Source organism: Microcoleus sp. S13_C5, from assembly GCF_036700845.1.
In the GTDB taxonomy this organism is placed as follows: domain Bacteria; phylum Cyanobacteriota; class Cyanobacteriia; order Cyanobacteriales; family Microcoleaceae; genus Microcoleus.
Genome location: NZ_JAUBPR010000164.1, coordinates 1 through 11,866 on the forward strand (window position 1 = coordinate 1; position 11,866 = coordinate 11,866).

Genomic DNA, 11,866 nt, shown 5'->3' on the forward strand with positions numbered 1-11,866 from the left:
TAGCAGGCATTCACTTTTTCTGAATATCATTATGTTATATTATACCAATATGCGTTTTAAATGCACAACAGCTTATAACTACTCGGAATTCACAAATATGGCAATTCGTCAAGCGCTGGTGGGAGAGGGTAAATTAGTATTGGATATAGAAAAATCTACAGGAAGTATCGAAGTGCCTGTGCCATTCGACTTGCCAGCAGCAGGATCAGGCTGGTAAAGTTGGATACGATCGCGCCCAAGTCGTTTAGCTTGATACAGGGCTTGGTCGGCTGCGGCAATCAGAATTTCGGCTCCCGATTCCGATCCAGGAACAATACTCGCTACACCCAGACTGAGAGTGACGTACTCGCTCACCTGAGAACCAGCGTGAGGAAGCTGCAAAGCTGCGATTTTGAGCTGTATGTGTTCGGCTACGATCACTGCGCCTTGAATCGAGGTATTTGGCAAAATAACGGCAAATTCTTCGCCTCCGTAGCGAGCTACTAAATCGGCGGGGCGATTGACTGCATTGCCGATCGCCGCGGCGACTTGTCGCAAACATTCGTCTCCGCCTTGATGCCCGTAAGTATCGTTGTAACTTTTAAAAGAATCAATATCGCACAGAATTAGGGACATGGGCGTTTGTTCCCGCGCTTGTCTGCGCCACTCGATTTCTAAATACTGATCGAACCGGCGACGGTTTGCTAGCTGCGTGAGTGCGTCTAAACTGGCTAAGCGCTCTAACTTGAGGTTGGCGGCTTGCAACTGCTGGTATAGTTCTGCTTGCTTGATGGCGATCGCCAACTGGGTGGCCAGAGAAGACAGCAACTCTACTTCCAACTGCATCCACTGCCGGGGACTGCACTGGTGGGCCATCAGCAGCCCCCACAACTCCTCTCCTTGCACTAAAGGCACTACCAAATAAGCTCTCACCGCGAATTGTGCGAGCAAGTCAATTTGATATTGCGGCAAATCGGCGGCCAAGATATCGGCGATCGGTCGGATCGCCCGATGTTGGTACGCTTCGATATAGAACTCGTCAAAACAGAAATTTTCCAGGGTTTCCCCCAACATTGGCTGGCAGTTGGCAGCTACAGATTCCACTGTCACCGCCCCCGTCGCCGGGCCGGCGCAGAGACTGCCGGTACAGGGGTTAAAGCGCACGATCATCACTCGATCGGCCTGAAGGAACTGACGCACTTCTGTCACAGTCGTGCTGAGCACTTCGCCCAAATCCAGAGACTGGCGGATATGCTGAGTAATCGTCGCCATTAGCAGTTCTCGTTCGTTCTGCTGCCGCAGCGCCTCTTCTGCCCGCTTGTACTCGGTGATATCTTGAGCGGTGCCGAAAATTTGTTTGGGGCAGCCGTCGGCTGTGCGGGCGAAAACTTGGTCGCGACAGCGAAACCAACGCCATTCGCCCGATCGATGTTTGAGGCGATATTCCAACTCCAAAATATGCCCGTCTTGAGCCGAGGGAAATTTTTTCTGGTGGGCTTTGAGCCTCGGCAAATCTTCTGGGTAAACCAAACTGGAGTACAAAGCAGTTTGCATCTGTAAAATTTCTTGGGGAGTGTAGCCCAGCAATTTAGAAGCTTGACCGTTGACGTAGACGTTTCGCTGTTCGGTCAAATCGTAGATGTAGAGCAAATAAGGCGCCGCGTCAGCAATCTGCTGGATGAAATGCTGACTCGATCGCAATTCTTCCTCCACCCGCTGCCGCACTTGCACTTCTTCCAAAGCTTGATCCCGCATTGTGCGGTAAGCTTGGATGCGGTGGGTGAGGTCAGTCACGTCTTGAATCACCAACAGCGCGTAGAACGATGGGGCATTGACCCCCGGCCATATTGATGACGAAGCTGAGGGTGCAGATTCCCTAGACAAAAAAGCACTTCTTGGTGATCCGACTCCGACAGTACCGTCTGATTCCAACTCAAGAGTATGGAGAACCCAGTCTCTAATCTCCTGTTCTTCTATGCCAGCCTCTTGGGCCGGCACAGCAGTCACAGTAGTTTGCTGAATTCGCTCCTGGCCGTCTTGCCAAGTTGCCGGAATCAGGTGTTTGTGAATTTGAGAAGAAAAAATTGTTGGCGGGCCTCCTGCAAAGATTTGCTTGAAGCGAGTGGCGTACTTTAACTGACTCAGGTGAGGAAAATGGTTTGTGATCTTTGTTCCCAATATTTGGCTGCGGGGAATTTTAGTCCACTCTTCCAGACAAGTGTTCCAAAACAGCACCACAAAATCATCTTGCAGCAAGCAGGCGCCGACTGGTACGCTGTCGAGCACCCCAAACTTTTCCTTAATACTTTTGCTCTCCTCAATCATAGACCCCCGGCAAGTTGATTGATAGCAGTCAACAAGGTGTCAAAGGAATTAACATTGAAAATAAGAATGATATCTCCTTCAATGTGAAGCCTTTCAATCATAAAACTGGTCTGGGCTAATAAAACTACTGTATCAGTAGCTAAACCGCCAGATATCAGCAAATTAGCAATCGTCCCTTCGCTATAAGTGGGAATTGAGTAGTTCAGGCGCTGCTGAAGTACGTTGCTGATTGCACCCATGACCCCATTAATTACAATATTTCCCACTTCACTCAGCGTACCAATTTTGACTGAATCGAGATCGTGAGTTCCAACTTCTTCCCCTGTAAGCATTGTTACCAGCAGCGCAGCGCTGTTGGTGGGAAAGACTAGCTGGGCAATGCCTCCAAAGGAGCCTGTGAATTTGAGCTGGACAGCGGCGATTTGCTCGCCGTTGAGGTGCTGCTCTAACTCTTCTTCCACGTCGATGGGAGTCAGGATTTGAAGGTAGGGGATTTGCAAGCGAATCGGGGAGTCGATCATGTCGTTCAGAACCCCTGCTGCTTGACCGATCCCGATGTTGACGAGTTCCTGCAAAGCATCGAGCTGTCGAGTGCTTAATTTCATTGGGTGCTCTCCTCGCTGACACTGAGAGCTTTTTTGATCCATCCGATCAGTTCATCTGAGTTGGGCATTTTGTGAATGACTGCCAGGGCTCCGAGTTCCATGCACTCGGAGCGGGTGCTTGCTTGGATGTCTGCGGTAATTACGATCACTGGAATTTTATATCCTCGATCGCGCATAGCTTGCAGGACTTCCCGACCTTCCATTTCTGGCATCAGCAGATCTAAGAGCATACAGTTTGGGGTTTTAGTACCGAGCTGTTCTAGAGCTTCTGGGCCACTGGATGCTTCCCAAGTCTCGTATCCTTCTGCTCGGAGAATTTTGCAGATTACCCTGCGAGTCAACCACGAATCTTCGACAACGAGAATTGATGTCACTACGTTCTCCTCCTTCTATTGTTAGGACTGACCGATATAGCAGGTACTGCTTTTATCTTGACATTAATTAATTTAAAATGCTGGGACGGTGTGCGATCGAGCTTCACTTGGAATTCCTGTTCTTAAAAACTAACGCATTAATGTGTTGGATAGTTTATTATCTTGGACTATGTGAAGAAAAAACCCGGTTTCTCAATGAAACCAGGTTTGCGGGATCTCTACTGCTCCTAACATGGGCGCTCAATTATAGATTACCAAACGCTTCCGGAGGGACTCTACTCGCTGTTTTGCCGTGGTATTGTCTGGATCGCAGCCGAGAGCTTGTTCGTACATTTCCAAGGCTTGAGCTGTTAATTTCTTACGCTCGTATGCGTGACCCAGATTATTGAGAGATGTAACGTATTCTGGCTGTAACTTCAGGGCTTCTTTGTAGTGGCGGATTGCGATGTCGTACTGTTCTTGACCAAAGTGTGCAAAACCGAGGGCGTTGTAAATAACAGCTTGATTTTCTTCGCCTTCTAAGTCTTTGGCTTTCAGGGCTTTTTGAAAAAGTACGATCGCTTGGGAGTAAAGCTTCTTATCTAGATAGATACTTCCTAATTCGTAGTATTCCTGTGCTGTTCCTTTTTCTACTGTCAGCTTATTTTCTAAGCGTTCCAGAGACATTTCCAGCTTGCGAGTTTTGAGAATCTGGCGCACCACAAACCAGGAAGTGCTGCCGAGTATAGCTAGCAGGACTGACAAGTAAATAATGAGCAAATTACTATCCATGTTTTTCTTAAAATTAGGTAGGTCTGTGGAAGGTTTTATTTATTTTAAGGCGCTAGCAATCTCTGACATTTGCCTCTGCAACTGTATAAAAAACAAGGAAATAGCGATCGACCCGATCACGATTTCTGAAAAAGCAAGAGTCCAGAAGTAAGAACAAAGAAGGAAAGTTTGTCTCAACCTCCTAAATTTATCAGGAGTTTTCCTTCTCTGGCAGACCTTAAATCTTTCTTACTTCTGCTTTCTGCCTTCTGAAAATCAAGCGAACTTTCAGCCTCCGGCTCGATTAGCCATTTCCACGACTTTACCGAATGTTGCGGGGTCAATGATCGCCATTTGTGCCAGCATTTTGCGGTTGATTTCGATATTGGCTTTTTTCATGTTGCCGATCAGTCTGCTGTAGCTCGTGCCGTGCTGGCGCGATGCAGCATTGATCCGAGCAATCCACAGGCGGCGGAAATCGCGTTTGCGTTTTTTGCGATCGCGATAACCGTTACGCAGGGCCTGCATCACCCGTTGGTTAGCTGTGCGGAACTGTTTCGACTGTGCGCCTCGGAAACCCTTGGCTAATTTGAGAATTTTTTTGCGGCGCGCTCTGGCGACATTACCGCGTTTTACCCGTGTCATCTTTAATTTCCGTTAAACTTTACAAGTATGGAAGCATTAACCGCACGTTAGCGTCGTTGGTCTCGTCAATGACGACCAGCTTAGATAGACGGCTTTTGCGAGCTGAACTTTTGTGCTGTAGCAAGTGGCTTTTGTAAGCTTTCCGGCGCACAATTTTACCGCTGCCGGTCGCTCTAAAGCGCTTTGCGGCTGCTTTGCGAGTTTTGAGTTTTGGCATGAACTGGTGTTATTTGGACACAAGCTTATACCGTATCACGTTTGTGCTACTTTCTGCAAGGGAGATTTGCGGGTTGGGGGTGGCGCTGCATTTGCTGCGATATACAGGATGGGCGATCGGCTAATCTTGTGGTTGTTTGCTGCACTTAACACCTAGTATAGAATGTTATAGCGCAGTTGCGGTATCATGAAGTGTTCATGAAATTCAATCTCACAAAAAATTAATTCCACCGATTCCGGCGAGCCGAGGTGTACCTTTTAAGGTCGATTTCTTTCCCAATAATTAAACCATAAGTTTCTTGACGGACTTTGCAGCCACACATTCAAGTTTTGAGTTTAATCATTACCAACTAGCATCAGTGATAAAACAATTTAATACGAATTTTATAACTGACTTATATGTTGATATTACACGATATATTTTAGCTATTTAATTAAGAAATACTAAGAAAGGTTCAAAGCGGTTGAAACCCCGTGTCGCTTGCATCTGTGATCTGAAGATACGCTCGCTTTCCGCCTCCGGTGTTTTTTTTGTAAATGTGGCTCAGGCAATACTCCGGACAGTTTTGGGAACGAGACTACAAGCTTACGCGGCGCAAGGATCATAAATAAAGTCCAATTAAATGCAACGAGCAGGGTGGATCTGACATTGATTTAATTATCCACAGTGGCTCAAAGTCAACCGAGAATAAGCCATTGGGCCATATAAAAACTGTCCGGACTATTGATCAGGGGTTTACATGAGCAGTTTTTCATGCTCTATTTTTTCTTCTTTTCTGGGGGGCTCGCTCCTTGAGTGGCTGCATTTTTAGTTAATCGATTGAGTCAGTGCGCCCATCAGGGTGAACGATCCTACAAGCTAGACAGGGAGACAACATTCCGCGAAATGATGAAGCCGTCGCAAATGAATCAAGATGAGTTTCAAGAATGGCTCTACAGCTACAAGTCTGCGTCAACCGTTGAATTTGTGCTGATTAACAATGCTGGATCATGCCGAGATCGGCACTCGAACATCACAAATAAAGGAGGTATTTAAGCGGGATTTAGTATTAAACTCTCAATACAGGCCTTTCGGGATTTTCGGGATTGGGAACTAGACGCTGATTTTTGCAATCTACCAGCAAATCTAAAGTTTCTAACACAGTTTGACCGATGAGCACCATATCGCCTAAAACCATTGCCGCCTCAATTGTCTCGCGCCCTTCTATTTCAATGATAACCGGTTCAGTCAATCCTACTGTTTCTTGTCTGCCATCGGCATATTTTGCTATTTCCTGACTCCGAATTCTTAAACCGAGTTGCTCTACTATATCCGCAGGTAACGCAGTTCTGACTGCGCCACTATCTATCAGTGCTTCTGCTTCGTACACGCGCAACAGATTTGGATTGAGCACTCCTCGGCTCACTAAGGCTTCATCAATGGCATTCGTTAGCTTGACTTTGACTCGAACTGCACCCATATTTTTGCTGGCTTGAATTAGATCGCGATCGAGATTTATCATATCGCCTCTTTTCGTCTATAAAGTCTACCTTTGATTCTAGCCACAATTTAGGGTAGTAAGGTTCGCACTCCACACCCTACCAGTAGAGTTTGTACGTAAGTCTTACAGCGTATTGCCGGTTTAGGAAGTGCAGTAGGGACAAAGGCTTGCGCCCTGTCCCTACGGGGATATATCACTCTTGTGGATTGGGCATCCTGGCCGCCCTAAACATACAAGTTAAATGCACCACAGCTTACTCATCTTCTGCATAGATAAACCGATACAATTCGCTAGGATCTGGCTCAGGGCTTTTCTCCGCAAAATCCACTGCATCATCAATTACTGCTTGAATCTTATTATCGATCTCTTTCAATTCTTCAGCAGTTGCCAAAGTTCGATCGATCAAATCAGCAGCCAACTTCTTAATCGGATCGCGGGGGAACCAATATTCCTTCTCTTCCTTAGAACGCAACTCATCAGGATCGGCCAAAGAATGGCCGCGAAAGCGATAAGTCAAAGCCTCGATCAAAGTCGGCCCCTCGCCGGCGCGCGCCCGCGCTATAGCTTCCTTCGCCACTTCTCGCACCGCCAAAACATCCATCCCGTCAACCTCAAAACCAGCCATGCCGAAAGCATGAGCCTTCTTGTAAATCAGCGGGTCGGAAGTAGCTCGCTCGTGGGCCATCCCGATCGCCCATTTGTTGTTTTCCACAACATAAATAATCGGCAACTTCCACAAAGCCGCCATATTCAAACACTCAAAAAACTGCCCGTTATTTGCAGCACCATCGCCAAAAAAACAAGCAGTCACCCCATCAGAACTCTCATCCCCCAAAGCTTCGCGGCGGTACTTCGATTGAAAAGCCGCCCCCGTAGCTACAGGAATCCCCTCAGCCACAAAAGCATAACCTCCCAACAGCCGGTGTTCGGCCGAAAACATATGCATCGAACCGCCGCGGCCCTTCGAGCAACCTGTTTCCTTCCCGAACAACTCCGCCATTACCTCCCGCGCCGGGACGCCCGCGCTCAAAGCGTGAACGTGATCGCGGTAGGTGCTGCTGACGTAATCAGTGTCATCCCGGCGCATCGATCGAATCACGCCAGTAGACACAGCTTCCTGACCGTTGTACAAGTGAACAAAACCAAACATTTTGCCCCGGTAGTACATCTCAGCACACTTGTCCTCAAAGTAGCGCCCCAAGACCATATCCTCGTAGAGCATCAAGCCCTCATCCCGAGAAATGTTTACGCTTTGCGCGTCAAAAACTGGTAAAGTCCGTTCCTGAACCATAAATAATTAATACCCGACGATCGGCTTCCTAGACATCTAAATTTAAACCGAGATGGGACACAACCGCAGCAGAAAACGATCGCACCTTTTTTGTGCAGCAGTTCACCAATTGTTAAAATGAGTTTGGCAGGCGGGGCGGATTGCCCGGACTCGGAGAACCAACTCCCATCTAAACCCGATGCCAACAAATGATATAATTCCATTACTCTCAAACCCTAAAATGCTCTGGAAGTCAAACCACTCCTTTAGCTGACGGGCAGTGGGGCTTGGCATTTTCCTCACTGTAAAACCCTGTAGAGGGAAAAAAGTCAGAGTATCTCTACGGCAAGTCCAACATACCGTGAATGGGGCGGTTGGAAGCCAACACCAGAATTTTTGATTGGGTTTGCGGGAGTATCTCACTTAAGATAGGCTAATTCAGTTGCTAGCGCTTTGGGGAAGTGGACGAGTGTTAATTCCACTAGATTACTACCGGATTTTGGGTCTACCGATTCAAGCTACTGCCGAACAGTTGCAGCAGGCTCACCGCGATCGAACTTTACAGCTTCCGCGCAGGGAGTATTCCGAAGTTGCGATCGTCGCCCGCAAACAACTGCTCGATGAAGCCTGCGCCGTTCTGTCAGACTCAGAGGGGCGCAAAGCTTACGATGCCAGTTTTTTAGCCAAAACTTACGATCGAGAGTCGGAAGCCGCACAGGAAGCCAAGCACCAGAGGTCAAAAACCTCAGCAGGCACGGCCACAGTCCTGCAAGACGCAGGAGAAACCGCTCCGCCAGAGTCCAAGGCTTTAGAGGCTGCTCCCGACCCCCACACTCCAAGTATTGAAATCGATGACAACCAATTCGTAGGAGCCCTGCTCATACTGCAAGAACTGGGAGAATACGAACTCGTACAGAAGCTGGGTCGCCCGTATCTTAACAATGGCAGCATCGCGATCGCAGAAGGTCGTTTCGGCGACCCCCAGCTCGTGAGGCCAGATATAGTTTTAACCGTCAGCCTTTCCTGTCTAGAACTCGGCCGCGAACAGTGGCAGCAAGGTCAGTACGAAAATGCCGCAAGATCATTAGAAGCAGGTCAAGAATTGCTGCTGCGCGAAAGCCTATTTGCAAGCGTGAGGGGTGAAATGCAAGCCGACATATACAAACTCCGTCCGTACAACATTTTAGAGCTATTATCACTGCCCGAAGAAAAAGTCGCCGAGCGTCGCCAGGGACTGGAAATCCTGCGAGAAATGCTTCAAGAACGAGGCGGTATCGACGGTTCGGGAGATGATCGATCGGGTTTAGGAATAGAAGACTTCCTCCGGTTCGTGCAGCAAATGCGTAAACACCTAACCAGCAGCGAGCAGCAGGCGCTATTTGAAGCCGAAGCCGGCCGCCCCTCCGCAGTCGCCACTTACCTCTCGGTCTACACCCTGTTAGCCCAAGGATTTGCCGCCAGACAGCCATCGATGATCCGTCGGGCCAAGCTGATGTTGATGCAGCTCGGTCGCCGCCAAGACGTTCACCTGGAAAAAGCCGTTTGTTCCCTGCTTCTGGGCCAGACAGAAGAAGCCAGCAGAGCCCTCGAACTCAGTTCGGAAAAAGAGCCCCTGGCCTTCATTCGCGAACATTCCCAAGATTCACCCGACTTGTTGCCCGGACTGTGCTTGTACGCCGAACACTGGCTACAAGAAGAAGTGTTTCCGCACTTCCGCGACTTGGCCAACGAGTCAGTGTCTTTGAAAGACTACTTTGCTGACCCGAAAGTACAAGCTTACCTAGAAGCTTTGCCACAGGACGCAGAAACCGCCAACGAATGGGTCGTAGTGCAGCCTCGCTCCGGCAAGCCCCCGGCGCGACTGCAACCGACAGCAGGCCGATCGCCCGCTGCCATACCCGCACAGCCACCCACAGCCAAGCAGGGAGCCAGTACCGTCACCTTGACCCCCGTACCGGGCGCCGCTTCCACCGCAGCCTCGGGCGCGAAATCTCCGGCAACGGTGGCCGCGCCGAGCGCTGTTGCCCCCGTCTCTCTCCCGATAGCTACAGTGCCACACCCCGCAGACTCGACTTCCAAACATCGCAGACGCCAACATTCAGGGCGCAGCGGAGCAACGGGCAAAGGGCTAAAGGGGGATTTTGTTGATCGGGCGCGCACCAAGGCAGCAGAAATTGCCGCCCAAGTCAAGTCCATGCCTCCAAACAAGCTGGCTTTGTTTCTAGTCGCAGGTGTCCTGAGCCTGTTACTCCTGTGGTTAATACTCAGTCTGTTGGCTAGCGCGATGCAAGCCCTATCGGGCCCATCCCTCCAAGGAGAGCAAGCCCTCGTCCGCCTGGAAGAACCGCCCCTAGAAATCCCTGCCTTGCCCGCGGCCCCAGAGCCAAGCGCTGCAGGCCCAGTGTCGGGAGAAATCACTGAGGAATCAGCCGGACAAATAATTCAAAGCTGGCTGTCGGCGAAAGCAGCGGCTTTGGGCCCCAATCACGCTGTCGAAGAATTAAAGCAAGTTCTGACAGAACCGGCTTTGTCTCGCTGGCAATTGATGGCAGAAGCTCAACAGCGAAACAACGCGCACCAGCGTTATGTACACAAGCTGCAAGTTAATGGAGTTAAGACGAATCCGACTAATCCTGATCGCGCCCAAGTAGAAGCCCAAGTCTCGGAAAAAGCCGAAGTGTTCGATCGTTCTCAACTCGTTTCTTCGCGCAATGAAAACCTGCGGGTGCGCTACGACTTGATCCGTCAAGAGGGACAGTGGCGGATTATGGATTGGCAAGTGATTAAGTAAGGAATTGGTAATTGGTAATTTATGCTGGCTAATTACTAATTACCAATTTCTGATTATTAGGTGAATTTTTAATTCCAAAAGCGGGAGTTTTGAATTGCACATTATTGTGGAAGGCTGGCGTTTTATTTATCATTCCTATTGCGTAGCCAATCAATTTCAACTGCTGGAAATGCTCGATCGCCCGCGAGGACAAATTGAGCTTTTCCACCGCGATATGCCCTACATTGACGCAGGTTGGGAGACTAAAATTAGTTTGTTCGATCGCCCAAATGAAACTTTACTCCGCAGCATTAACAGCCCTGCGGTAAATCAGTCAGCGGATGTTACGCTGCGAATGTACTGCCCCTGGGACTTCTCGGCATCCAGCAGCAGCGCCGCAACTTGGGTATTTGCAGCGACAGAATGGGGGATTGTTACCAGTACAGTATTGCGGGGGATGGGGGTTAAGTCGATCGCCCAAACTCCGGTTAATTCAGAAACGAAAATTATTACACCTTCAGCTTGGTCAAAAGCCGGCTTAATTCGCAGCGGAGTTGAGGCCGATCGCATTGCCGTCGTACCTTTGGGAGTCGATCCTAAGATTTATTATCCTGCTGCGGGCGATCGGCGTCAATCGCTGCGCCAAAGTTTCGGCTGGTCAAACTATTTTATATTTTTAAACATCGGAGGGCAAACGGATCGCAAAGGTATTCGCCCTTTATTAAAAGCCTTCGCTGCGGTAGTTGACAAATATCCCCATGCGAGATTAGTTTTAAAAGGTTCAGAACTGCTTTATCCGTCGAGAGACGAGATTGCTGAAGCCTGCCGAGTTGTGCTCAACGATGCCGAAAGAGCGAGGGTTTTACCAAGATTAATTTATACTGGTAGCCAGCTATCTTTTGCTCAAATAGCTGAGTTTTACCAAGCAGCAGATGTTTATGTTTCTCCCTATTTGGCAGAAGGTTTTAATCTGCCGGTGTTGGAAGCTGCAGCTTGCGGTTTGCCAGTTATTTGCACTGCGGGCGGCCCTACGGATGATTTTACGCGATCGAACTTTGCACTGCGGATTCAGAGTAAATTTACGGCTGTGGTGAGGGACGGGGAAAGCTTATTTATCTTAGCTCCTGAGTGGGAACATTTGACTGATTTGATGCAAGGGGCGATCGAACAGCCTGGATTAGCTGCGAAAGCGAGGGTTGCGGGCCCGGCTTTTGTGGCTGAAAATTTTACTTGGAGGCGCGTAGTCGATCGATTGCTTGAGGTTATGGGAGGAGATAGAAAGAGACAGGAGAGGTCTATTTTTGAGCCAATAATTTTGTAGTTTGGGCGTTTCAAGCCCTAGATGGGGAAATAGGTTTTTTCCGGCCCACCAAGTATAGTCATTTCAAATAAATGTGAGACAGAGGTCAGATCATGATAAAATCGCTAAAAATAGTTAATTAGAAAAAAAT

General features: G+C 48.8%; 10 protein-coding genes. 2 read left to right on the forward strand and 8 right to left on the reverse strand.

Features of this window, described 5'->3' with window-relative positions; all coding sequences use genetic code 11:
* Positions 1–108: 108 nt before the first annotated feature.
* From QUA04_RS26660 to pdhA, 8 genes are all read right to left on the reverse strand, one after another.
* Positions 109–2,304: a diguanylate cyclase domain-containing protein gene (locus tag QUA04_RS26660; RefSeq protein ID WP_333262937.1), complete on the reverse strand. Its 2,196-nt coding sequence runs from the start codon at positions 2,302–2,304 to the stop codon at positions 109–111.
* Positions 2,301–2,909 carry a hypothetical protein gene (locus QUA04_RS26665; RefSeq protein WP_006634168.1) on the reverse strand — a complete coding sequence of 203 codons (609 nt, stop codon included), beginning with the start codon at positions 2,907–2,909 and terminating at the stop codon, positions 2,301–2,303. The genes QUA04_RS26660 and QUA04_RS26665 overlap by 4 nt, the downstream gene beginning before the upstream one ends.
* Complete coding sequence (locus tag QUA04_RS26670; RefSeq protein ID WP_333039645.1) at positions 2,906–3,283, reverse strand: response regulator; 378 nt, start codon at positions 3,281–3,283, stop codon at positions 2,906–2,908. The genes QUA04_RS26665 and QUA04_RS26670 overlap by 4 nt, the downstream gene beginning before the upstream one ends.
* A gap of 240 nt (positions 3,284–3,523) precedes the next feature.
* Complete coding sequence (locus QUA04_RS26675) at positions 3,524–4,054, reverse strand: tetratricopeptide repeat protein (RefSeq protein ID WP_333262939.1); 531 nt, start codon at positions 4,052–4,054, stop codon at positions 3,524–3,526.
* 267 nt (positions 4,055–4,321) lie between these two features.
* Positions 4,322–4,678 carry a 50S ribosomal protein L20 gene (gene rplT, locus QUA04_RS26680; protein WP_190658174.1) on the reverse strand — a complete coding sequence of 119 codons (357 nt, stop codon included), beginning with the start codon at positions 4,676–4,678 and terminating at the stop codon, positions 4,322–4,324.
* Between the two features lie 19 nt (positions 4,679–4,697).
* Positions 4,698–4,895, reverse strand: a complete 198-nt coding sequence (gene rpmI / locus QUA04_RS26685; RefSeq protein ID WP_006634164.1) for a 50S ribosomal protein L35 — start codon at positions 4,893–4,895, stop codon at positions 4,698–4,700.
* Positions 4,896–5,943: 1,048 nt separating this feature from the next.
* Entirely contained in the window at positions 5,944–6,396 is a 453-nt protein-coding gene (locus tag QUA04_RS26690) for a retroviral-like aspartic protease family protein (protein WP_333262941.1), read from the reverse strand.
* A 232-nt stretch (positions 6,397–6,628) separates the two neighbouring features.
* The gene (pdhA, locus tag QUA04_RS26695; RefSeq protein WP_333262944.1) at positions 6,629–7,666 is read right to left on the reverse strand and encodes a pyruvate dehydrogenase (acetyl-transferring) E1 component subunit alpha; all 1,038 of its coding nucleotides are present in this window, start codon (positions 7,664–7,666) and stop codon (positions 6,629–6,631) included.
* Positions 7,667–8,114: 448 nt separating this feature from the next.
* On the opposite strand from pdhA, the gene QUA04_RS26700 reads away from it, so the two are divergent.
* Both QUA04_RS26700 and QUA04_RS26705 read left to right on the forward strand, forming a co-directional pair.
* Entirely contained in the window at positions 8,115–10,436 is a 2,322-nt protein-coding gene (locus QUA04_RS26700; RefSeq protein WP_333262947.1) for an IMS domain-containing protein, read from the forward strand.
* 94 nt (positions 10,437–10,530) lie between these two features.
* Positions 10,531–11,736 (forward strand): glycosyltransferase family 4 protein, encoded by a 1,206-nt coding sequence (locus tag QUA04_RS26705; protein ID WP_333262950.1) that lies wholly within the window; start codon positions 10,531–10,533, stop codon positions 11,734–11,736.
* The last annotated feature ends 130 nt before the right edge of the window (positions 11,737–11,866 follow it).

What these genes read in the sequence shown, in the direction of transcription:
- QUA04_RS26660 (WP_333262937.1), bottom strand. Translation starts at nt 2,304, where the DNA reads ATGATTGAGGAGAGCAAAAGTATTAAGGAAAAGTTTGGGGTGCTCGAC.
- QUA04_RS26665 (WP_006634168.1), bottom strand. Translation starts at nt 2,909, where the DNA reads ATGAAATTAAGCACTCGACAGCTCGATGCTTTGCAGGAACTCGTCAAC.
- QUA04_RS26675 (WP_333262939.1), bottom strand. Translation starts at nt 4,054, where the DNA reads ATGGATAGTAATTTGCTCATTATTTACTTGTCAGTCCTGCTAGCTATA.
- rplT (WP_190658174.1), bottom strand. Translation starts at nt 4,678, where the DNA reads ATGACACGGGTAAAACGCGGTAATGTCGCCAGAGCGCGCCGCAAAAAA.
- rpmI (WP_006634164.1), bottom strand. Translation starts at nt 4,895, where the DNA reads ATGCCAAAACTCAAAACTCGCAAAGCAGCCGCAAAGCGCTTTAGAGCG.
- QUA04_RS26690 (WP_333262941.1), bottom strand. Translation starts at nt 6,396, where the DNA reads ATGATAAATCTCGATCGCGATCTAATTCAAGCCAGCAAAAATATGGGT.
- pdhA (WP_333262944.1), bottom strand. Translation starts at nt 7,666, where the DNA reads ATGGTTCAGGAACGGACTTTACCAGTTTTTGACGCGCAAAGCGTAAAC.